This window comes from Pseudomonas sp. C6002, from assembly GCF_013385805.1.
Lineage (GTDB): Bacteria > Pseudomonadota > Gammaproteobacteria > Pseudomonadales > Pseudomonadaceae > Aquipseudomonas.
The window spans coordinates 1-21,381 of record NZ_JACAPH010000018.1; the positions used below are offsets into that span (position 1 = coordinate 1).

The window sequence follows — 21,381 nt, forward strand, 5'->3', positions numbered from 1 at the left end:
CCGAGTGGTGGGGCAAAGCGTTTTTTGGTTACTTTTTTAGGCGTTTGTAAAAAAGTGACCCGCTGTAAGAGCGGAACCATAAGTGGCCGTTACCGCAGCAACGGATATGTACACCCCACCCCACCTCACCTCACCCCAACTACCATCACCGCTCCACGGGCACCGAAAGCCCCGAATTCCCAAGCGCATGACTACGCGCATCAAAAAACCGCAACTCCACCTCCATCCCCTCAAACAACTCCGCAAAACGCCGCTTCTGCTGCTGGATAAACCCTGCACTGCGGCCAAACACCGAAATCGCCAACGTGCTGATCTTCGCCTGTCGAATCGCCTGCACCAGATGCACATCCTGCGCGCCGAGGTGATGCCCAAAGATGCATAGCCCACCTTCATGGCCCAACAACTGCTCATAACAGAACGACAAATAGTCAGAACTGCGAATGGTCTTCAGCTTCTCCTCAACCTTGCCCTCGCTGACAAACAACGGCACATCATCCAGCGTCTTGATCGTGTTGTTGATCGCAAAACTGCTGAGCAACGTGCTGTCAGTGGTCGGCAATTTACGCGCCGTACCATCAAGGTTACGCACCAGGTGCAGGCCACCATGCAGATACAAAATGCGCGTGGTGTCGCAGGCAGTATTGCGCAGGTCAAAGCTCGCATCGGCACTGCGAAACAGATCATCGATGCCCGGCGCATGCAGGATCGCCCAGTAGTTGAGCAGGTCGTAATTGCTGGTGAACACCGTCGGGTAACTCGCCAGCTCCTGATGGAGGGTCGCCAGTGTCGACGGCTTCACCAGGCGCCACGGAATATGCACGCTGTGGATCGTATTGATCAGCGCTTCCTTGATCGCGTAATAGCGATTACGCGGCGCAGCCGAGCTGACCGCCAGGGCCTTGTTGACCCGGCTGGTGGTTTTCAGTGCACCCAGCACCTGCTCGAAGCTGCGGGTCTGCATCGCGTCAAACACGCTGAGTTCGGACTGGCTCAGGGGTTTTTCTTCCACGGTGCGGGCGTTTTCGAACAGTGAGTCGTAGGCAAAATCTTCCCACACTGCGCGGCTGGCGCCGTTGCCGATCAGGATCCCGCTGATGGCGGTACTGCTGCGCAAGGCGTTCCAGTCTTCTAGGTGGGCATCAAAATCCTGGGAATCCTTCATTGCGGCGGGTCTACTCGAAATCGGCTGGGCGGTGACTTTATCACGAGCGGGCGTTGATCCTGGTCAAGATGCCGCAGGCAATCGAGGTCGATGCTGTAGGCATAACGACTTTAAAGGATTAGCCACCATGAGCAGCACCTTCTTCATTCCCGCCGTCAACATCATGGGCCTCGACTGCCTCGACGAAGCCATGACCGCGATTCGCAACTACGGTTTTCGCAAGGCGCTGATCGTCACTGACGCCGGGATGGCCAAGGCAGGTGTGGCCAGCATGATCGCCGAGAAGCTTGCGATGCAAGACATCGACTCGGTGATCTATGACGGCGCCAAGCCCAACCCGAACGTCGAGAACGTCGAAAAAGGCCTGGCACTGCTGCAGCAGAGCGCCTGTGATTTCGTGGTGTCACTGGGCGGTGGCTCACCCCATGACTGTGCCAAGGGCATTGCCCTGTGTGCGACCAACGGCGGGCACATCGGTGACTACGAAGGCGTCGATCAGTCGGCCAAACCGCAACTGCCGCTGGTAGCCATCAACACCACCGCCGGCACGGCCAGCGAAATGACCCGCTTCTGCATCATCACCGACGAAACCCGCCACGTGAAAATGGCCATCGTCGACCGTAACGTCACGCCGCTGCTGTCGGTCAACGACCCGGCGCTGATGGTCGGCATGCCCAAGGGCCTGACTGCCGCCACCGGCATGGACGCACTCACCCACGCAATCGAAGCCTACGTGTCCACGGCTGCCAACCCGATCACCGACGCCTGTGCGATCAAGGCCATCGAGCTGATCAGCGCCAACCTGCGGATTGCGGTGCGCGACGGTAAAGACCTGGCCGCCCGGGAGAACATGGCCTACGCGCAGTTCCTTGCCGGCATGGCCTTCAACAACGCGTCCCTGGGGTTCGTGCACGCCATGGCGCACCAGTTGGGCGGGCTGTATGACTTGCCTCACGGCGTGTGCAATGCGGTGCTGTTGCCCCATGTGCAAAGCTTCAACGCCAGCGTCAGCGCCGAGCGCCTGAGCCATGTGGCACGGGCCCTTGGCGCAGATATCAAGGGTACGTCGCTGGAAGAGGGCGCCCAGGCGGCCATCGCGGCGATTCGCAGCCTGTCCCAGGATGTGGAAATTCCTGCCGGGCTACGGGAGTTGGGCGCCAAGTTGCAGGACATCCCGCTGCTGGCGTCCAACGCCCTGAAGGACGCCTGCGGCCTGACCAATCCGCGGCGGGCGGATCAGCGTCAGATTGAAGAGATCTTCCGCAGCGCGTTCTGATCAGTCCTGGCCATGGCGACGCACAGCAGTGCGCCGCCCGCCAGCGTCACGCATAACACCGCCAACGGCCAGGCCTGCTGACTCGCCAGCAGGCTGGCCACGCCACCGATCGCCGCAGCCATCAACTGATGCATAAAGCCGCTCAAGGCCATGGCGTAGGAGCCGCTCACCGGTGATTCATCATTGGCCAGCGACAGGCTGATGGGATAACTCATCGATTGGCCGAACACCGCCAGGCAATACGGCAGCCACAGCAGGATCGCCAGCCCATTGGCAAACAGGCTGCCCAGCAACATCGTCGCGCTGCCGCACATCACCAACGCCACGCCCCAACTCATCATCGACAGGCGCCCGGTGCGGGCGACGAGGCGATTGACCATCAACGCCCCCGCCAGATACGCCCCGCTGATCGGCCAGCCGAGCCAGCCATATTGCGCCGCGCTCCACTCGAAATGGCCCTGCAAAATCAACGGTGCGCAGGTATTGAACGCGATGATCACCCCGTAACCCAAACCGCCCGCCAACGCAGGCCGCAGGAACGCCGGATGACGCAGGATCGTGCCGTAGATGCGCCAGGCCGAGACGTGCCCGGCGGCTTTTTCCAGTGTTGCAAACACCACCCGTTGCAGCGCAATCATCAGGCCGACAGCCGCTATCGCCAGCCCATAAAAGATCGCCTCCCAACCAAACGCCACTTGCAACAGCGAGCCCACAAACTGCCCGATGCCCAGGGCGATCACGAACGTCATCCCCAGCCACGACAAACCTTTGGCCAACAGGGCACCGCTGAAACTGTCACGAACCAGCACCCGCGCCATCACCGACACACCGCCCGCACCGAGGCCTTGAACCAGGCGCAGGCCGAGGAACGATTCGAGGCTGTAGGCGGACGGAATCGCCGCACTGGCCAGCGCATACAACGCCAACGCTGCCAGCAACACCGGCTTTCTACCCAGGCGCTCACCGAGGCTGCCCCAGAGCAGCATCGGCAACGCCATGCCGATCAAGTACACCGCCAGGGCCAGTGCCACCTGGTCCTCTGCAGCGGTCAATGACAAGGCAATCGCCGGCACGGCGGGCAGATAACTGCTGATGCCAACCTGGGACAGAAAGGCCGCGCTGCAGGCAATGGTGAGGGTCGTGGTGCTTTTCAAGGGGCAAAAGATCCTGTTGAGCAGTAAGCTGCAAGCCGCAAGCTACAAGTTGCCAGTGGGTTTGTCTCTACCTTGCAGCCTGAAGCTAACCGCTTGTCGCTTAGGAACCAACCTTATGAGAGTTCTATTATTCGGCGCCACCGGCATGGTCGGCCAAGGCGTGTTGCGCGAGTGCCTGCTGGCCAGTGACGTGCAGGAAGTCGTCGCCGTCGGCCGTACCGCGCTGACCCAGGAACACGGCAAGCTGCACCAGGTGCTGCATGCCGACATGTTCGATTTCCAGCCCCTGGAGCATCTGCTGCAAGGTTTCGATGCCTGCTTCTTTTGCCTGGGCGTTTCTTCGGTGGGCATGGATGAAGCCAAGTACACCCATTTGAGCTACGACTTGACGCTGGTGGCCGCCAGCACCCTGGCGCGGCTCAACCCGCAGATGACCTTTATCTACGTGTCCGGCGCCGGTACCGACAGCAGCGAAACCGGCAAAACCATGTGGGCACGGATCAAGGGCAAGACCGAGAATGCGTTGCTGCGCCTGCCGTTCAAGGCGGTGTACCTGTTCCGTCCCGGGGTGATCCAGCCGTTGCACGGCGTGCGCTCGAAAACCCCGCTCTACCAGTCCATCTACACCGTGGTCGGCCCGTTGTTGTCGCTGCTGCGCCATGTGCGACCGGCCTGGGTGGTGAGCACGGAAACCGTTGGCCGCGCAATGCTCTCGGCCGTCCGGCACGGTGCACCTCTGCCGGTGGTGGAGCAGGCCGATATCAATCGCCTGGCCACCGAGCGCGCCTAGATGCTGCACAAAAGCCTGGTTCGCCGCCTTGACCTGATCACCCTGCAATTGTTTGTGGCAGTGCATGAGGAAGGCACGCTGACCCGCGCCGCCGCCCGTGAAGCTATCGCGGTCTCGGCGGCCAGCAAGCGCTTGATGGAGCTGGAACAGGTGCTGGGCGTCAGCCTGTTTGTGCGCCAGGCCAAGGGCATGCAGCTCACGGCTGCCGGCGAGACCTTGCTGCACCATGCACGGCAGATGCTGTTCAATGTCGAGAAGATGGGCCTGGAGCTGGGCGAACACAGTCACGGCGTGCGCGGTTATGTGCGGATGCTGGCGAACCTCTCGGCAATCATTCAGTTCCTGCCCGAAGACTTGCGCGACTTTTCCGCGCTGCATCCACAGGTGAAGGCCGACCTGGAAGAGCGGCCCAGCAATGGCGTGGTCCAGGGTGTGATTGACGGCGTTGCGGACCTGGGCATCTGTTCCAGCGACACCGATACCAAAGGCCTGCCCGGTGTGACCTATCGCCGGGACAAACTGGTGGTGCTGATGCCGGCGGATCACCCGTTGGCCTCGCGCAAGACCCTGGCGTTCGCCGAGACGCTGGACAGCGACTACGTGGGGCTGCATTCCGCCAGTTCGATCAACATGCGCACCCATGCGGCGGCGCGGGAGGCGGGCAAGGTGCTGCGCTTGCGGATCCATGTGCCGGGCTTCGATGCCATGTGCCGGATGGTCCAGGCCAACATGGGCATCGGCATCCTGCCGCAAAAGGCCTATGAACTGTTTGGCCGGGCATTGGGCTTGCACGCGGTGCCGCTGACGGATGCCTGGTCGGACCGCAGCCTGATCCTGGTGGTGCGTGACGAGGCGCAGCTGTCGCCGGTGAGCCGGTTGTTGTTCGATTACCTGCGGCGGGAGCAGGCGTAAGCAAACCCTGTGGCGAGGGCGCTTGCTGTGGTGAGGGAGCTTGCTGTGGCGAGGGAGCTTGCTCCCGCTGGGCTGCGTAGCAGCCCCAAAAAAGCCGGGAGCGCTACGCACTCCAGCGGGAGCAAGCTCCCTCGCCACAACCAGTCCTTACTCAAGCGTTCGCATTTGGCGAACGCTCGTTGCCAACTGACGGTTGGATTTCTACTGCCTGCATCCTCTAGCCTTGGCCCCACATTCCAAGAACAAGAGGTACACCCCATGACGGCTCCCCTGAGCGGTATCAAGGTGATCGAGATCGGCACCCTGATTGCCGCGCCCTTCGCCGCCCGGCTGATGGCCGAGTTTGGCGCCGAGGTGATCAAGATCGAAGCCATGGGGCAGGGCGATCCGCTTCGCAAATGGCGAAAGCTGCACGAAGGCACGTCGCTGTGGTGGTACCTGCAATCGCGTAACAAAAAGTCCCTGGCCCTGGACCTCAAGTCGGCAGAAGGCCTGGACCTGGTCAAGCAATTGCTGGGCGATGCCGACGTGCTGATCGAAAACCTGCGCCCCGGCGGCCTGGAAAAACTCGGCCTGGGCTGGGACGTGCTGCACGCCCTCAACCCCAAGCTGACCCTGGTGCGCATCTCCGGCTACGGCCAGACCGGCCCTTACCGCGACCGCCCGGGCTTCGGTGCCATCGGCGAGGCCATGGGCGGGATTCGCTACACCACCGGCAACCCGGACTCGCCACCGGCGCGGGTGGGCGTCAGCCTCGGTGATTCCCTGGCGTCACTGCACGGCGTGATCGGCGCGCTGATGTCGCTGTTGCGGGTCAAGACCGGCCAGGGCGACGGCCAGATCGTCGATGTGTCCCTGGCCGAAAGTGTGTTCAACCTGATGGAAAGCCTGGTGCCGGAATACGACATGCTCGGCCATGTGCGCGAACGCAGCGGCGGCGCCTTGCCCGGCATCGCACCCTCGAACACTTACCTGACCGCCGACGGCGCCTATGTGGTGATCGCCGGCAACAGCGACCCGATCTACAAGCGCCTGATGCTCGCCATCGGCCGCGCCGACCTGGCCGAAGCGCCGGAGTTTGCCCACAACGATGGCCGCGCTGCCAAGAGCGGCCTGCTGGACGCCGCCATCACCCACTGGACCAGCAGCCTGCCCATCGACGAGGTGCTCAGTGCCCTGGAAGCCGCCGAAGTACCGGCGGGGCGCATCTATTCAGTGGCTGATATCGTCGCCGATCCGCACTACCAGGCCCGCGACATGCTGCTCAGCGCCGACCTGCCCGGCGGCCTCACGGTGAAGATGCCCGGTATCGTGCCCAAACTGTCGGAAACCCCCGGCGCGGTGAATTGGCAGGGCCCGAGCCTGGGCCAGCACACTGATTCAATCCTCGGCGACCTGGGCCTGAGCGGCGCCGATATTCAACGCCTGAAATCCTCGGGAGTGGTGCAATGAAAAACTATTCCGATGCGCTGATCGTGCAGGAAGTCTCGCCCCGTGACGGCCTGCAAATCGAGCCGACCTGGGTCGAGACTGTCGACAAGATCGCGTTGATAGACCAACTGTCCATGGCCGGGTTTTCCCGGATCGAAGCCGGCTCGTTCGTGTCGCCCAAGGCCATCCCTGCGTTGCGCGATGGTGAACAGGTTTTCCAGGGCATCACCCGTCATCCCGGGGTTATCTACGTGGCGTTGATCCCCAACCTCAAGGGCGCCCAGCGTGCCATCGAGTCCCGGGCCGATGAGTTGAACCTGGTGATGTCCGCCAGCCAGACCCACAACCTGGCGAATATGCGCATGCGTTGCGAAGCCTCGTTGGCGGCGTTCGGCGATATCGTGAGCTTTGCTGCCGAGCACCCGGTGCGCCTCAACGGCAGCATCGCGACCACTTTTGGTTGCCCGTTCGAGGGCAAGATCGATGAGGACCGCGTGCTGCAATTGGTCGACGCCTACCGCGAGCTGGGCATCCAGGGCATCAGCCTGGCCGACACCACCGGCATGGCCAATCCGCGTCAGGTCGAGCGCCTGGTCAAGCGCGTGCTCGAACGTGTTCCGGCGAGCGACCTGACCCTGCATTTCCACAACACTCGCGGCCTGGGTTTGTGCAATGTGCTGGCCGCCTACGAGGCCGGTGCGCGACGGTTTGATGCGGCATTGGGCGGCCTCGGCGGTTGCCCGTTTGCGCCCGGCGCGTCGGGCAATATCTGCACTGAAGACCTGGTCAACCTGTGTGATGAAGTCGGGATCCACACCGGCATCGACCTGCCGCACCTGCTGAAAATGTCGCGGCAATTGCCAGCCTTGCTGGGCCACGAATTGCCGGGCCAGGTGGCCAAGGCCGGGCGCAATTGCGACCTGCATCCGCCACCGGCCTACATCGCCACCTTGTAAGCCGTAACCAGACAACAAAAACAATCGGACGCCTGCGAGCAGTCTGCTGGAGAGAATCGATGAGCCTTAATACGTTGGAGGCCGGCGTGCGCCCGGCCGCTGAACACGATGCCGAAAAAGCCTTGGTCAGCAAGGTCGCCTGGCGCCTGATGCCGCTGATCATGGTCTGCTACCTGTTCGCGTTTTTTGACCGCATCAACATCAGCTTCGCCAAGTTCCAGCTACAGGCCGACCTGAGCCTGAGTGACACCGCCTATGGTCTCGGCGCCGGGCTGTTTGTGGTGGGCTATGTGATCTTTGAAGTGCCGAGCAACATGATGCTGTACAAGGTCGGCGCCCGCCGCTGGATCGCTCGCATCATGATGTCGTGGGGGCTGGCGACGGCCGCTATGGTGTTCGTCACGGCCGAATGGCAGTTCTACGTGCTGCGTTTCATCATCGGTGCGATGGAGGCGGGGTTTGCTCCGGGGGTGCTGTATTACCTGACGTTGTGGTTCCCGCAGCACTACCGTGGGCGCATCACCTCGATGCTGTTCCTGGCGTCGGCGTTTGCCGGGCTGGTGGGCGCGCCGTTCTCCGGGCTGGTGCTGGAACACCTCGATGGCGTGCTGCAAATGCGCGGCTGGCATTGGTTGTTCTTGCTCGGTGGCTTGCCCTGTGTGGGCCTGGGGTTCCTGGTGCTCAAGCTGCTCAAGGACCGTATCGAGGACGCCCACTGGCTGACCTCGGCGGAGAAGACGTTGCTGGCCAGCCGCATTGCCGTGCATGAACCCCACAAGAGCGGTGGCTCGTTGCTGGCTGCATTGCGTATCCCAGGCTTCCTGATGCTGGGTTTTATCTACTTCCTGATCCAGGTGGCGTCCTACGGCCTGAACTTCTGGGCGCCGCAACTGATCCGCAGCGCCGGCACCCAGAGCCCGGTGATGATCGGCTTGCTGACGGCGATTCCCTACGTCTGCGGCGCCATCAGCATGGTGGTGATCGGACGCTTGTCCGACGCCACCGGCGAACGTCGCAAGTTCGTCAGCGGCCTGGTGGCGCTGGGGGCGGTGGGGTTCTTCTGTGCCGGGATCTTTGCCGATCACACCACGTTCCTGATCGTCGCCCTGAGCTTGCTGGGCGCCGGGATCATCGCTTCGATCCCGACGTTCTGGACGCTGCCGCCGAAGTTGTTGGCCGGTGCCGGCGCGGGCGCTGCTGGCGGGATCGCGGTGATCAACACGTTGGGCCAGTTCGGCGGCATCGTCAGCCCGGTGATGGTCGGCCGGATCAAGGACCTTACTGGCAGCACCACGCCGGCGCTGTATGTCATCGGCGTGTGTGCGTTGCTGGCGGCGGCGCTGTTGCTGTGGGGCTTGCCTCAGAAGCTGCGCACCCTCGACAAGCGCTGATCAGCCGGCGGTCACCAGCGAGCGGGTGGGTGCGGCACTGAATTGAATCAGGGCCACACCGCCAATCAACATCAGCGCCCCGATCAACCGGGGCGCGGTCAATTGGCGCTCCACCAGCCCGAACAAGCCAAAGTGGTCCAGCATCAACGAGGCGACGATTTGCCCGGCCATCGCCAGGGCGATAAACCCCGAGGCGCCGAGCTTGGGCATCAGGATCAACGCCAGCGAAATGAAGCACACGCCGAACGCGCCGCCGCTCCACATCCACAGCGGCGCCTTGGTGATAAAACCCAGGTTGGGCAGCGGCAGGCGCAGGGCCAGGATCACCGGCAGCAGCACGACGATGCTCACCAGCAGCGAGGCGAGGGTGGCCCACAGCGGATGCCCCAGGCCGCGTCCCAGGTTGGCGTTGATCGCGCTTTGAAACGGCACCACTGCCCCGGCAAACGCGGCCAACAGCAACAAACCTACCCAATGCAACGTCGTCATGATCAATATCCCAGAGGTTTTGCTGGACTCTAGGCTATTCGTCGCGCAAATTTAAATTCCAAGTTCTTATGCAGAACATGCAGCTGATGAATGATCTACGACGCATCGACCTTAACCTGCTGGTGATCCTTGACGCCTTGCTCAGCGAGCAACACGTGACCCGTGCCGCCGAGCGCCTGCACCTGAGCCAGCCGGCGGTGAGCCACGCGCTGGCGCGGTTGCGGGACTTGCTCGGAGACGCGTTGCTGGTGCGCCAGGGCAGTTCGCTGGTGCCCACTGCTCGTGCTCTGGAACTGGCCATGCCGCTGGCGGAAGCGCTGGCCCAGGTACAGGCGCTGCTGGAGCCCAATCGTTTTGATCCGGCGTCGGCCAAGCGCACCTTCCGGGTCGCCATGTCGGACTACAGTGCGGCGATTTTCTTGCCGGGGCTGGTGCGCACCTTGCGCCGGGAAGCGCCGGGGATTGATTTGCAGATTATCCAGGCCAGTCGCGAAGGCATGCTTGACGGTGTGCTCAATGGCGATATCGACCTGGCGGCCGGGGTGTTTCCCGACATGCCTGCCGAACTGCGCAGCACGCCGCTGTTTGAAGAGCATTACGTGTGCCTGGTGGACCGTGACAGCCTGCCGGCAAGCGGTGTACTCGACCTGCCCACCTATCTGGCGCGGCCCCACGTATTGCTGGAAATGCGTGGCAGCGGCACCCCGGAAATCGAACGGGCGCTGACGGCGATTCGTGAGCGCCGGCACGTGTCTATCAGCTTGCCTCATTGGGGTGTTGCGCCGCAGTTGATCCAGGGCACGGACCTGATTCTTACCGTGTCGTCTCGCGGGCTGCTGAACATTGATCACGAACAGTTGTTGGCGGTGCCGCCGCCGTTTCACATTCCGTCGTTTGCGTTTGTGCTGGCGTGGCATTCGCGGCGGGGTGGGGACGCGGCGTTGCAGTGGTTGAATGGGCAGGTGCAGGTTGTGATACAGGGTTGATCGGCGTTACCAACTGTTCGGTGGTTGGCGCCGTGTGTGAAATATTCGAAGAACCTGTAACCGTCCCTCGCGAATACGATATGGCACGAGATAGGGCCAGCGTGGCATCACCCACTCACGTGTACCAGGAACGCGTCCTTCTCGACCCATCGCCGGAAACTCAGCAACATGCTCAAGCCCCGTCCGGATGGCCTGAACAAACTCATAAGCCGCTTTGGGGTTTTCCTGGGCGATGAAAGCTGCTTCATCATCAAGATTTTTGAGTGCTGCCTTCAGCCACTCAACGCGCATTGGCACGCCATTTGTTTGCCACTGCGTCTACTTCGGCGGCAGTTGCAAAGTCACCCGCATCGGCTTCTTTCAACGCCTTTTGAATTTCCTCGATTTGCCATGCTTCACGCGTCAGGTATTCGCGTAACGCATCGACGGCGAGGAACGATTTGCTGCGCCCGGTGGCCTTGGCAAGGCTGGCGAGTGTTTCGGAGATGTCTTCAGGTAGACGTAATGACATGACCGACATAAGTGCCTCGATGTAGTGATGTGTAATACAACATACTACATTGTCACCGTTGCATCGTTGTGTCCCGTTCGTCAGGACTGCTCCTCAGTAAGCCCTGACGACCGTTCGTCGCACTAACAAGTTTTTTCTAAACCTTTACCGCCCTGAAAATTCAGATTCAGAGCGGGGCTCGTTTCCCTGCACCTGTTTATTACCTGGAGGAACCCATCATGAGCCGCATGGCTATCCGGTTACGCACCGCCAGTTTCGCGATGCTGCTGGGCCTCGGCGCCAGCAATGCTTTCGCCCAGTCGCCTGCCGATTTCATCGAGCAGGCTTCGGCCAAGGGCATGGCCGATATCGAGACCAGCCGCATGGCACACGCCAAGACTTCGTCCCAGGAGATCAAGGACTACACCATCGAAGTCATCAATGAACGCACCCTGGCCAATCAGCACCTGGCGGCCATCGCCAAGAAGCTCGATTTGCCAGTGGCCCCACGGGACAAGATTGTCGACAAGGCCGAATCGCTGATGCCCGAGCTCAAGGACGGCGACTCCTTTGACGCCGCCTACACCGCCCAGCAGATCAAGGCCAATGAAGACGCGATCGCCTTGTTCAAGCAGGAGGGCGCCGAGTCGGATATCCCGGAAATAAAGGCTTTGGTGGATGAGACCTTGCCCAAGTTGGAAGAGCGCTTGGAGAAAGCCCGGGCGCTGGCGTCGACGTACGGTAAGGGTCACCAGGGCGACGGTTGATTGCCTTGAGTACCCCATGAAAAACGGTGGCTGGAGTGATCCAGCCGCCGTTTTTTTATGCCTGGTTCAGGTCCGTCTTGGACCGGCCATTGTCATCCGTTGTTTCGGTAACCAGCGTCGTCACAGTGATGGTTTCACTGTCGCCGATGGTCTTGTATTCCTTGCGCAGTTTCTCCAGTTCCTTGCGGTCCAGGCCGTCCAGGCTCAATACGGCGTTTTGTGCATCTTTGGTGGCGCGCAGCAACTCGTCAATCTTGATATGCAAAATGTCGTTGTCGCGGTTTTGCGTGTTCTGGATCAGGAACACCATCAGGAAGGTGATGATGGTGGTGGAGGTGTTGATGATCAGCTGCCACGTGTCGTTGTAGTGGAAATAAGGCCCGCTCAGACTCCACAGGAGGATCAATCCCACCGCCGCGTAGAACGTGCGGGCGCTGCCTGCCCAGCGGGACAGGGATTGTGAGATGGCGGAGAATTTCATGACCGTTTTCCTATAAGGGTGGGTGATGAAAATACTGACCGCAGGCGCGCTCTGAAATTTCTTTTTACAATTGAGGATCTGAACAAAGTTGTACGTTTTCCTGCTGGGGGTCAGCCGTGATCCTCCAGCGCCAGCAGATACTGCTTGGCCTCAAGCCCGCCGGCGAACCCGGTCAAGCCACCCGACGCACCAATCACCCGATGGCACGGCGCAACAATCGAAATCGGATTGCGCCCGTTGGCGGCGCCGACGGCACGCACGGCCTTGGGGTTGCCTATCTGCGCAGCGATCTGGCTGTAGCTGCGGGTCTCTCCGAACGGGATGGTCAACAGCGCCTGCCAGACTTTCTTCTGGAAGTCGGTGCCGGCGAAGTCCAGTTCCAGCTCGAAACGATTGCGGGCACCGGCGAAGTACTCCTTCAACTGTCGCTCGGTCTCCAGCAGTACCGGGCTGTTGCTGGCTTCTTGCAGGGCACCCAGGCGAACGCGATTGGGCCGCTCTTTTTCCCAGAGGATGGCGGTGAGTTTTCCGTCACGGGCCACGAGGGTCAGTTGGCCGACGGGGGAGGGCATGTATTTGTATTCGTAGGACATGGTCGGGCTCCTTGAGTGGGTATGGCTCTACTGTAGATGGGCCGGCCCAGGGTGGAACTACGTTTCTTGCGGTCGAATTCGCGAACGACTTAGAAGTTCCAGTAAACCCAATCGGCGTAATACGGATACCAATAAAACCACGAGAACCAGTACAGCGCCTTGAGTACCGATGCCGTGCCAATGACAAAAAATGAAGCGATGTTGAGCAGCGTGATGATCACGGCAAATACGGTTACACGCCGACTGGCATGCAGTTGGGCAAACCGGGCGCCATAAACGGAGGCGGTGATGGACGCCAGCACCAACACGAGTCCCAGCGCAAAGGGCAGCCTGAGGAACGAGAGCAGCAGAGGAGCGATCAGCACCCAGCCCAGTACCTTGCGCAGTACGGGGCTGGGCGTGCGGTGTGAGGGAGGGAGCATTGCGCGGTTCCTTGAAGTGCTGTTACCGGTCTTGTTGCAATACCTTGAGGGCAGCAGACGCAAGAAAGCCCGAACGGCTTTTTTCTTCCGGATGATGCAGGACGTATTCGTCAATGCGGTTCAGCAGATAGCCGGGCAACGTGATATTGAGTTTCTGTGCCTTGCCCAGGTACTTGGTCACATCAATATCCACCACCGCCCACGTGCAGCCGGCATATTGCGGGTTGGCGGCATGGAGGGTGACTTTCTGTGCTGTAGGAATGGGCGCACCGTCTTCTGCGAGGATCTCGAAGTGGCCTTCGATCGCTTCGCGGGCCATGGCCATGGCGTCGTCCAGATCATCTCCAGCTGAGAAGCAACCGGGAATGTCCGGGACTTCCACACCCCAGGCATGGTCCTCGTCACCGGTTGAAATTGCGATTGGGTACAGCATGTTTGTTGTCCTCCACGAACGTGTTAGCTGAGCAGAGCTTGTTTCAAAATGCTCTTTGCGGTCTTGTCCAGCAGGTCTTTTTTAGGATGGGGAATCGTCACGAGCCCCGGCTTTGTGGGGTGCTTGAAATGATGATGGCTGCCTCTGATTCGCACCAGATACCAGCCATCCGCAACGATGTGACCTATCAAATATCGGCTGTCCACAGCACCTCCTTGTGGTGTGTGTTGGTGGAGACTATAACCACTGAAAATAAATTATCAACACTCTACCTACCAGCGGTCGATGACCGGTGTTTCTGTAGGGCGCGTATGTAGTGTATGAGCGCATGGGGACGGTGCCCGACGGAGGTATTGCGAGGTTTTTCGAGAGAACAATCAGGCTTTCTGACGAGCCTGCAGCAACTCATCAATTACCGTGAGAAATGCCGTGACCATCAAGCTGCTTGCGCCGCTGCGCGTAAGAACGAGCAGCCGTGCATACGCTTCCGCGTCCACCAACGGCCGATACGTCACGCCCTTGTTCATCAAACTCTGCGTACATTCCGGCACCAGCGCCACACCTTGTCCCGCCGCCACCAGTGCAATGATCGAGGTAATTTGCCGTCCCGACGGCCCGGCCCTTAGTGGCAAACCTTTGTGCCGATAAAGCTGCTCAATGGACTGGTTAAGCCCCGAGCCATAATCGGCTGGGAACAGAATTAACGGGTACCCACTCAACTGCGCCAGGCTGACCTCGGCCTGGTTGGCCAACGGGCTGTCGCTGGACACCGCCGCCACCAGCCGCTCCTCACCCAACGACAACGCTTGCACCTCAGTCTGACCGTCCTGGGGCAGTAACCGGCTCAAGCCGATATCCAGGCGGCCATCAGCCACCTGTGCGCCCAGGCTGCCGGAGGCGCATTCCACCAGCGTCAGTTGCACATCGGGAAAGCGTTGGGCGAAGGCTTGAATCGCCTGGCTGAACAAGTCCGACAGGGCTATCGAACTGACGTAACCCAGCGCCAGTTGCCCGGCGGCACCCGCCGCCAGTTTGCCCGCGATGACTTCAGCGAGGTCGACCTGCTCCAGCACCGCCCGTGCGTAGGGCAGGAACGCGCGCCCCTGGGGAGTGAGCGAAACCGTGCGACTGGTGCGGTCGAACAGGCGAAATCCCAGCTCAGTCTCCAGCGCGGAAATCTGCCGGGTCAACGGCGGCTGGGCCAGGTGCAGGCGAATGGCCGCTCGGCCGAAGTGCAATTCTTCGGCGACGGTCAGAAAGTAACGCAGCTTGCGTAGGTCGAGCATCCTGGCCCCAGGGTATTGATCGGTTCAAAATCGGTATTGGTCTCGGGTGTGCGGGTCATTCTATAAAGGCCTCAGATAATAAAACGAGAGGTTTCATGAAACCGCGCCTGCATTGTGCCCGTCTTGCCCTGTTCCTGTGTGGCTGCGCGGCGTTTCTCAACCTCTACGCCACCCAGAGCATTTTGCAGACCCTTGCCGCCAACTTTGAAGTGAGCGCCAGGGCGGCCGGTTGGAGCATTACCGTCACCACCTTGGCGGTAGCGCTGACCGCGCCCTTTGTCAGCCGCCTGACCGGGCGTTTTGAGCAACGCACGGTGATCTCGGCGGCCGCGCTGTTGCTGGCGTTGCCGGCGCTGATGACTGCCTATGCCAGCAGCTTTGCCGAACTGCTGGTGTGGCGCTTTATCGAAGGCATGCTGATCCCCGTGGTGTTCGCCACCAGCGTGGCCTACATCGGTGATCGCTGGCGCGGCGGCACCGTCACCGAAGTCACCAGCCTCTACGTGGCCGGCACCGTGCTCGGCGGGTTTGCCGGGCGCTTCGTCACCGGTGTGATGACCGAGTACGTCGGCTGGCGTGAAGCCTTCGAGCTGTTGGCAGTGTTGAGCCTGATGGTGGGCGGGTTTATCCAGTTCCTGCTGCCGGGCAATCCACCCCGAATTGCGCGACCTTCAACCACCTGGGCCGATGTGCTCGGCACGCCGTTGCTGGCAGCCTACGCCGTAGGATTTTGCGTGCTGTTCTCCCAAGTGGCGACGTTTACCTACGCTGGCCTTTACCTCAGCCAGGCCCCGTTCGACCTTGGCCCGGCGGCGCTGGGCACGATCTACATGGTGTTCCTGCTGGCCCTGGTAGTCATTCCCGTTGCCGGGCGCCTGAGCAAATCCCGCCCGCAATCCGAACTGCTGACGGCGGCTGCGGTGCTTGGCGTTTGTGGCTCGGGCCTGACCTTGCTGCCATCCCTGTGGTGCATCGTATGGGGCCTGGCCCTCAGCTCTACGGGCGTGTTCCTCGCCCAGGCCGCCGCCAGCGCCTTCACCACCGCCACCGCCCGCCACAACAAGGCCGGCGCCGTGGGCCTGTACCTCACCTGCTATTACCTGGGCGGCAGCTTCGGCGCCATCGTCCCGGCGCTGATCTGGGGGCGTTGGGGTTGGGTGGGGTGTGTGGCGCTGATCATCGGTTTCCAGCTACTGTCGTTGCTGATCGCCCTGGCGGGCTGGAAGCCCCTCCAACCTGAACTGAGCAAGACCTCATGAACGATGCCGTTGCCCTGCCGGTACCCGAGACTTCCGCCCGTCGCCGCTCGTTGATCGCCGGCTGCAGCGCCCACGCGATTCACGATGGCCTGACCGATGTGATCTACGTGCTGCTGCCGATCTGGCAAGCGCAGTTCGGCATGACCTACGCCCAGGTCGGCCTGCTGCGCGGTGCCTATTCCGGGATGATGGCGGTGTTTCAGTTGATGGCCAGTCGTGCCGCCAAACGCTGGGGACGCACGCCGATGCTGGTGGGCGGCACGGCGCTTGCCGGTGTTGCTTATCTGTTGGTGGGACAGGCGACCGGGTTGGGCATGTTGTTGCTGGCGCTGCTGTTGGGCGGGCTGGGGGCGAGTACCCAGCATCCGCTGGCTTCTTCGATGATCACCGACACCTACGAGAACGGTGGTGGGGTCAAGGAAGCGCTGTCTCAATACAACTTCTCCGGAGACATTGGCAAAACCCTGGTTCCCGGGCTGGTCGGCCTGTTGCTGACCGTCATCAGCTGGCGCGCGAGCGTCACGCTTCTTGGAATGCTGGGATTGGCCGCGGCGGGGTTGCTGTGGTGGCTGATCCCAACGCAGGCAGCGGCGTCTGCTTCCGGCAAAACCGCCAAGACCTTGATCGGAAGTGGCTCGGTCAGCGGTCTGCGTGCGCTGATCGTCACGGGCACACTCGACAGTGCCGTGCGGATGGGCTTTCTCACGTTTCTGCCCTTTCTTCTGAAAGCTAAAGGCGCCGGCACTGCGGGCATCGGTCTCGCGCTGACCATGCTGTTTATCGGCGGCGCCTTCGGCAAATTGCTCTGCGGCTACCTCGGCGCACGCATCGGCATGATGAAAACCGTGTGGCTGACGGAAACCGTCACGGCGCTGTTGATCGTCGCGGCGGTGTACCTGCCGTTGAGCGGGTTGATGGTGATATTGCCGGTGTTGGGGCTGGCGTTGAATGGCACCTCTTCGGTGCTGTACGGCGCGGTGCCGGATCTCGCTGGCGCAGGTAAACGAGAGCAGGCGTTTGCCGTGTTCTACACCGGCACCATCGGAGGTGGCGCGTTGGCGCCGGTTCTGTTTGGCGGGCTGGGGGACTTGATGGGCGTGCCGGTGGCGGTGATGGTGCTGGCGGGGATGTTGTTGCTGACGTTGCCGTTGGCGTGGGTGGTGCAGCGGGGCTGCTCACTCAAATAATCGAATGATTGGCGACATGCCCCGGCTGTGCTTGCAGATCGATACCCAGTGCGTGAAGCACCTTGAGTACCGTTTCGAAGCGGGGCTTTGCTCCAGGGGCAAATGCCTTGTACAGACTCTCACGGCCCATGCCGGTATCGGTCGCGACCCGCGCCATCCCGCGAGCTTTGGCCACGTACCCGACGGCCCTGAGGAACTCCTCGTTATCGCCGTCGGCCAGAACTTGAGAAAGGTATTCGCTGATGGCTTCATCACTGTCGAGCAGTGCCGCCATATCAAATGTCGTCAGTGTTTGGCTCATGATCAAACTTCCTTTGCCAGTTTTTTTGCTCGCCGGATGTCGGCGTCTTGTGAGGATTTGTCGCCACCGGCCAGCAAGACGATGACGGTTCTTCCTCGCTGCGTGAAATACACTCGATAACCTAGACCGATATCTACGCGCATTTCCGAGACACCATTGCCTACCGTCTTTATATCGCCCAGATTGCCAGCAGATGCGCGATCGATGCGCCGGGCGATGGCGATTTTTGCGCGTAAATCACGTATTGCTGAATGCCAGGTAATGAAGGTCTGCGTTTGCTGGACATGATAGTTCACGGGTTCTCACTGTATCCATATGGATACAGGCTGGCAATAGGCATGAGCACGTGCGCGCGGCGCGGTTAGGCGCAGGAGAATGATGTGAGTAAGGCTAAGGATTCAAATGGCCTCTTGTTGCGAGCGATTGCAGTGTCGAAGTCTCTTGCAGTTGCTGGCGCCTAATCCATCAAGGATGCGATCCGCTGCGCATCCTCCGGCGTCGCCGGGTTGTACACCACCATATTCAGATCCTTGCGCCCATCGACCGCAAACACTGAATACTCAAATTCGATCGGCCCCAACACCGAATGGCGTATCCGCTTGATGCGATCACCATGGGCGCCCTGAACATCGTTTTCGCTCCACATCGCCTTAAATTCAGGGCTGCGTCGACACAGTTCATCCACCAGCGGCTGCACCTGCTCCGCCGCGCCTGAGCGCGCCGTATCAATCCTGAAAGCCCCCAACACAAACCGTGCCACGCTTTCCCAGTCGTATTGGGCCGCGCGGGATTTGGGATCAAGGAACATGAACCGCAGGATATTTCGCTGTTCCGGCGCCTGGGATCCGTAGTCCATCAACATCACCGTCGCCGCCTGGTTCCAGGCCACCACATCCCAGGTCGCCGTACGCAGGATCGCGGCGCTGGGGTTCAAGGCATCCAGTACCCGTTGCAGGCGTGGCGTCACCGTTTCGTTTTGCTGATAGCGCACTTCGGGTGGGCGTCCGAAGGCCAGCAGGAACAGATGCTCGCGTTCGATATCGGTCAACATCAGCGCATGGGCAATCCGCTCCAGCACTTCCACCGACGGCGCGCCGCCACGGCCCTGTTCGAGCCAGGTGTACCAGGTAGGGCTGATGTTCGCGCGTTGGGCCACCTCTTCGCGACGCAAACCTGGCGTACGCCGTCGTGCCGATGAGAAGCCGAATGCCGCCGGATCAAGCCGGGTACGTCGGTCTTTCAGATAGCTGCCCAACTGGTTTGCGCTCATAGCCTGTTAGCCTCTATACCCTGATAACTTCACTACTTTACCCGTATAGGGCAGGCGCACAGATTAGTCTCTGAATACACACGGAGATACGGTTCATGCGCATATTTATAACGGGTGCCAGCGGATTTATCGGGTCGGCTGTCGTCAAGGAACTGATCGCGGCGGGCCATCAGGTGCTGGGGTTGTGCCGCTCGGATGACAAGGTGGCAGCGCTGGAGGCCGCCGGGGCTCAGGTACATCGTGGGTCGCTTGAGGACCTGGGAAGCCTCAAGTCTGGTGTTGCCCAGGCGGATGGCGTGATTCACCTGGCGTTCAATCACGACTTCTCGAAATTCGTCGCGAACTGCGAGGACGACCGCCGGGTTATCCAGGTGCTGGGAGAGGCACTTGCCGGGTCGGATCGACCGCTGATCATTACCTCCGGTGTCGGAATTGCGAGCACCGTGCCGGGGCAGTTGGCGACGGAGGATGGTGCGGTGGTTACCTCAGCGCAGATTCCTCGTGCAGCGTCGGAAGAAGCAGCTAACGCTGTAGCCGCGACGGGGGTGAATGTGTCGGTGATGCGTTTGCCTCAAGTACACGACACCGTCAGGCAGGGGCTGGTTAGCCCGGTGATCGAGTTGTATCGCGAGAAGGGCGTTTGCGCTTACATCGCCGACGGGAAAAACCGTTGGCCGGCGGCACATATTCTGGATGTGGCTCGGCTCTACAGGCTGGCGATTGAAAAGGCCGAGCCGGGCACGAGGTATCACGCGGTGGCGGAGGAGGGTGTGTCGCAAAGGGAGATTGCCGAGGTGTTGGGGACGCGGCTAGGGTTGCCGGTTAAATCCATTTCGGCGCAAGAGGCTCAGGGGTTTTTTGGTTGGTTGGCAAGGTTTACCGCTCACGATATGCCTGCATCCAGTGCGATCACGCGCAAGAAGTTGGGATGGGAACCGGTGGGGCCGGGGTTGCTTGCGGATCTTGCGCAGTTGGAGGGCTTTTAAGGTCGAATTGCTGGAGGGCAGATTACTAATGTTTTCGAGAACGGGTTTGTTTCATTAGTCGTTGTTTCTCCAGCATTCCAACGTCAAGGAATAGCGCTTCGGCTGCTTGCTGCGTCTGAGACCGCCTGCAAGACGATGAAGCTTTTTACCTCGGCAAATACGTCCAACGTCGCTTCCCAGAGACTCATCGCCAAGGCTGGTTTTTTCCAAGCGGGGTTATCGAGAACCCGTATGAGGATGATCCGGAGCTGGTTTATTTCAAACGTATTCGGTGAATGAGACGGGCCGTTTGATCATTGTGAAACACCACGCTTGAGGCCTGGCTTAGTGTTTGCCGGAGTTGTGTGCTCCTAACACACGATGCAACTCCCCCGCGACAGCAAGCAGTTGCTGTTCCAAGGCTTCCACATCGGATGCGTTGATCCTGTCATTGATGACAGGCAAGGTTTTCGCCCGCTTTTTCGGGGCGGTTACTAGGTTATGTGCATCCTGGGAGACCAGAGCCTGGCGCAGAATGTTATTGATCACCGTCTGATAGCCCGTACCGGCGTTTTCGGCGCATGTGCGTGCTGCATCGATCACGACGTCATCCAGCATGATGGTGATGCGTGTCTTGCCTTTGTTGCCTGCAATAGCACCGCGCTTCCCTGAGCTGAAATCGTATTCGTCTTTCATGGTTCAAACCTCCAGATACTGGCGTCGTTCACTTTTGGATGCGAGCCTTGCACTGATGATGCGTACGAAATTCGGATCACGGTAGGTGTAGGCCACCACCAATATTCGATCCTTTGCATCTTTGCCCACGACTACCCAGCGTTCTTCATCGTGGTCGCGGTCTTCTATCATCAATGCTTTAGCGTCGTGAAATACCGGTTCAGCATCGGCCAGGCTTACACCTCTGTGCTTTAGCTGATTCAGTGTGTTCTTGGTGTAGTCATACTGGATTCTAAAGGTTTTCATTATGCATATTTTATATGTATAAAAAAGCGATTGATTGGGGGATGGATCTTGAGGGAAGGGATGACGGATTTCCGTCGGTCGACGCTGATGCGCCCGGTATGAGGGGGATGCTTAGTGTGTAGGGAAGGTGAGGAACCAAGGGGGGATTGTTGAGCGCAGCTATCTGGAAGAGAGATCTTGCGGCTTTGCCTACACAGCCATCAGAATCGTCCCGGTTGTACGCCTTGGGCGACGTCTTTAAGGTTCGTCAGCCGCTGCCCATCAGCGGTCGGGTTTAGTAGCCCGATTTGATCAACGGCGTATGGCTGTGCCATTTTTCAGACGTTTGAATGTCTGGTCTTTATGGTGGCTGTACGCGGGGCGCCTTTGGGCGCGCCGGTTTCGTTGATCAACCGGTCT

The 21,381-nt window shown here is 60.4% G+C and carries 27 protein-coding genes and 1 pseudogene; 12 read left to right on the plus strand and 16 right to left on the minus strand.

Translation table 11 applies throughout. The features are described from left to right. Positions 1–145: 145 nt before the first annotated feature. Positions 146–1,162 (minus strand): DUF4917 family protein, encoded by a 1,017-nt coding sequence (locus HX817_RS12315; RefSeq protein ID WP_003212103.1) that lies wholly within the window; start codon positions 1,160–1,162, stop codon positions 146–148. A 127-nt stretch (positions 1,163–1,289) separates the two neighbouring features. On the opposite strand from HX817_RS12315, the gene yiaY reads away from it, so the two are divergent. Beyond that, complete coding sequence (yiaY, locus tag HX817_RS12320) at positions 1,290–2,438, plus strand: L-threonine dehydrogenase (protein ID WP_177040313.1); 1,149 nt, start codon at positions 1,290–1,292, stop codon at positions 2,436–2,438. Here yiaY and HX817_RS12325 read toward each other — a convergent pair. Then, entirely contained in the window at positions 2,405–3,592 is a 1,188-nt protein-coding gene (locus tag HX817_RS12325) for an MFS transporter (protein WP_177008901.1), read from the minus strand. The two genes, yiaY and HX817_RS12325, sit on opposite strands and share 34 nt — an antisense overlap. Positions 3,593–3,707: 115 nt before the next feature. Between HX817_RS12325 and HX817_RS12330 the strand changes: the two genes are divergently transcribed. The 5 genes from HX817_RS12330 to HX817_RS12350 all read left to right on the plus strand — a co-directional run bounded on the left by HX817_RS12330 (position 3,708) and on the right by HX817_RS12350 (position 9,072). Then, the gene (locus HX817_RS12330) at positions 3,708–4,382 is read left to right on the plus strand and encodes an NAD(P)H-binding protein (protein ID WP_102604145.1); all 675 of its coding nucleotides are present in this window, start codon (positions 3,708–3,710) and stop codon (positions 4,380–4,382) included. Beyond that, positions 4,383–5,294 carry a LysR substrate-binding domain-containing protein gene (locus HX817_RS12335; protein ID WP_102604146.1) on the plus strand — a complete coding sequence of 304 codons (912 nt, stop codon included), beginning with the start codon at positions 4,383–4,385 and terminating at the stop codon, positions 5,292–5,294. Positions 5,295–5,552: 258 nt separating this feature from the next. Next, positions 5,553–6,746 carry a CaiB/BaiF CoA-transferase family protein gene (locus HX817_RS12340; RefSeq protein WP_102604147.1) on the plus strand — a complete coding sequence of 398 codons (1,194 nt, stop codon included), beginning with the start codon at positions 5,553–5,555 and terminating at the stop codon, positions 6,744–6,746. Next, positions 6,743–7,681: a hydroxymethylglutaryl-CoA lyase gene (locus HX817_RS12345; protein WP_177008902.1), complete on the plus strand. Its 939-nt coding sequence runs from the start codon at positions 6,743–6,745 to the stop codon at positions 7,679–7,681. The genes HX817_RS12340 and HX817_RS12345 overlap by 4 nt, the downstream gene beginning before the upstream one ends. A 59-nt stretch (positions 7,682–7,740) precedes the next feature. Then, positions 7,741–9,072: an MFS transporter gene (locus HX817_RS12350; protein ID WP_177022970.1), complete on the plus strand. Its 1,332-nt coding sequence runs from the start codon at positions 7,741–7,743 to the stop codon at positions 9,070–9,072. On the opposite strand, the gene HX817_RS12355 is transcribed toward HX817_RS12350, so the two are convergent. Continuing rightward, positions 9,073–9,561 (minus strand): DMT family transporter, encoded by a 489-nt coding sequence (locus HX817_RS12355; RefSeq protein WP_177008904.1) that lies wholly within the window; start codon positions 9,559–9,561, stop codon positions 9,073–9,075. Positions 9,562–9,629: 68 nt separating this feature from the next. Here HX817_RS12355 and HX817_RS12360 point away from each other — a divergent pair, with 68 nt between their 5' ends. After that, positions 9,630–10,547, plus strand: a complete 918-nt coding sequence (locus HX817_RS12360) for a LysR family transcriptional regulator (RefSeq protein ID WP_008437802.1) — start codon at positions 9,630–9,632, stop codon at positions 10,545–10,547. A gap of 6 nt (positions 10,548–10,553) precedes the next feature. Here the strand turns inward: HX817_RS12360 and HX817_RS12365 are convergent, their stop codons facing one another. Then, positions 10,554–10,838, minus strand: coding sequence for a type II toxin-antitoxin system RelE/ParE family toxin (locus HX817_RS12365; RefSeq protein WP_008437803.1), 285 nt, complete (start codon positions 10,836–10,838; stop codon positions 10,554–10,556). Next, positions 10,828–11,067, minus strand: coding sequence for a CopG family ribbon-helix-helix protein (locus HX817_RS12370; protein WP_008437804.1), 240 nt, complete (start codon positions 11,065–11,067; stop codon positions 10,828–10,830). Before HX817_RS12370 ends, HX817_RS12365 begins: the two co-directional genes overlap by 11 nt. 209 nt (positions 11,068–11,276) lie before the next feature. Between HX817_RS12370 and HX817_RS12375 the strand changes: the two genes are divergently transcribed. Further along, the gene (locus tag HX817_RS12375) at positions 11,277–11,804 is read left to right on the plus strand and encodes a DUF4142 domain-containing protein (protein WP_003212082.1); all 528 of its coding nucleotides are present in this window, start codon (positions 11,277–11,279) and stop codon (positions 11,802–11,804) included. Positions 11,805–11,859: 55 nt separating this feature from the next. Here HX817_RS12375 and HX817_RS12380 read toward each other — a convergent pair whose 3' ends face one another. From HX817_RS12380 to HX817_RS12405, 6 genes are all read right to left on the minus strand, one after another. Continuing rightward, positions 11,860–12,285 (minus strand): low affinity iron permease family protein, encoded by a 426-nt coding sequence (locus HX817_RS12380; protein WP_003212079.1) that lies wholly within the window; start codon positions 12,283–12,285, stop codon positions 11,860–11,862. Positions 12,286–12,395: 110 nt separating this feature from the next. After that, a complete protein-coding gene (locus HX817_RS12385; protein WP_003212078.1) occupies positions 12,396–12,878 on the minus strand; it encodes a methylated-DNA--[protein]-cysteine S-methyltransferase in 483 nt (160 codons plus the stop codon). 89 nt (positions 12,879–12,967) lie between these two features. Beyond that, positions 12,968–13,300 (minus strand): hypothetical protein, encoded by a 333-nt coding sequence (locus HX817_RS12390; protein WP_003212076.1) that lies wholly within the window; start codon positions 13,298–13,300, stop codon positions 12,968–12,970. Positions 13,301–13,322: 22 nt separating this feature from the next. Further along, a complete protein-coding gene (locus HX817_RS12395) occupies positions 13,323–13,733 on the minus strand; it encodes a type II toxin-antitoxin system HicB family antitoxin (protein ID WP_003212074.1) in 411 nt (136 codons plus the stop codon). Positions 13,734–13,756: 23 nt separating this feature from the next. Beyond that, a complete protein-coding gene (locus HX817_RS12400; protein ID WP_003189411.1) occupies positions 13,757–13,939 on the minus strand; it encodes a type II toxin-antitoxin system HicA family toxin in 183 nt (60 codons plus the stop codon). Positions 13,940–14,110: 171 nt separating this feature from the next. Beyond that, entirely contained in the window at positions 14,111–15,019 is a 909-nt protein-coding gene (locus HX817_RS12405) for a LysR family transcriptional regulator (protein WP_087692622.1), read from the minus strand. Between the two features lie 95 nt (positions 15,020–15,114). Here HX817_RS12405 and HX817_RS12410 point away from each other — a divergent pair, with 95 nt between their 5' ends. After that, positions 15,115–16,278 (plus strand): MFS transporter, encoded by a 1,164-nt coding sequence (locus HX817_RS12410; RefSeq protein WP_177040314.1) that lies wholly within the window; start codon positions 15,115–15,117, stop codon positions 16,276–16,278. Next, the gene (locus HX817_RS12415) at positions 16,275–17,465 is read left to right on the plus strand and encodes an MFS transporter (RefSeq protein WP_177040315.1); all 1,191 of its coding nucleotides are present in this window, start codon (positions 16,275–16,277) and stop codon (positions 17,463–17,465) included. Before HX817_RS12410 ends, HX817_RS12415 begins: the two co-directional genes overlap by 4 nt. On the opposite strand, the gene HX817_RS12420 is transcribed toward HX817_RS12415, so the two are convergent. From HX817_RS12420 to HX817_RS12430, 3 genes are all read right to left on the minus strand, one after another. Next, positions 17,458–17,766, minus strand: coding sequence for an addiction module antidote protein (locus tag HX817_RS12420; RefSeq protein WP_003212064.1), 309 nt, complete (start codon positions 17,764–17,766; stop codon positions 17,458–17,460). The two genes, HX817_RS12415 and HX817_RS12420, sit on opposite strands and share 8 nt — an antisense overlap. A gap of 2 nt (positions 17,767–17,768) precedes the next feature. Then, positions 17,769–18,062, minus strand: coding sequence for a type II toxin-antitoxin system RelE/ParE family toxin (locus HX817_RS12425; protein WP_087692619.1), 294 nt, complete (start codon positions 18,060–18,062; stop codon positions 17,769–17,771). Positions 18,063–18,223: 161 nt separating this feature from the next. Further along, positions 18,224–19,036 (minus strand): helix-turn-helix transcriptional regulator, encoded by an 813-nt coding sequence (locus HX817_RS12430; RefSeq protein ID WP_177035863.1) that lies wholly within the window; start codon positions 19,034–19,036, stop codon positions 18,224–18,226. 95 nt (positions 19,037–19,131) lie between these two features. Between HX817_RS12430 and HX817_RS12435 the strand changes: the two genes are divergently transcribed. Next, entirely contained in the window at positions 19,132–20,022 is an 891-nt protein-coding gene (locus tag HX817_RS12435) for an SDR family oxidoreductase (protein ID WP_177035864.1), read from the plus strand. Between the two features lie 33 nt (positions 20,023–20,055). Next, positions 20,056–20,297 (plus strand): annotated as a pseudogene (locus HX817_RS12440) (GNAT family N-acetyltransferase); the annotation flags it as partial. 49 nt (positions 20,298–20,346) lie between these two features. Here the strand turns inward: HX817_RS12440 and HX817_RS12445 are convergent. Beyond that, positions 20,347–20,697, minus strand: coding sequence for a BrnA antitoxin family protein (locus HX817_RS12445; RefSeq protein WP_008437812.1), 351 nt, complete (start codon positions 20,695–20,697; stop codon positions 20,347–20,349). A 3-nt stretch (positions 20,698–20,700) separates the two neighbouring features. Beyond that, a complete protein-coding gene (locus HX817_RS12450; protein WP_008437813.1) occupies positions 20,701–20,982 on the minus strand; it encodes a BrnT family toxin in 282 nt (93 codons plus the stop codon). Positions 20,983–21,381: the final 399 nt, after the last annotated feature.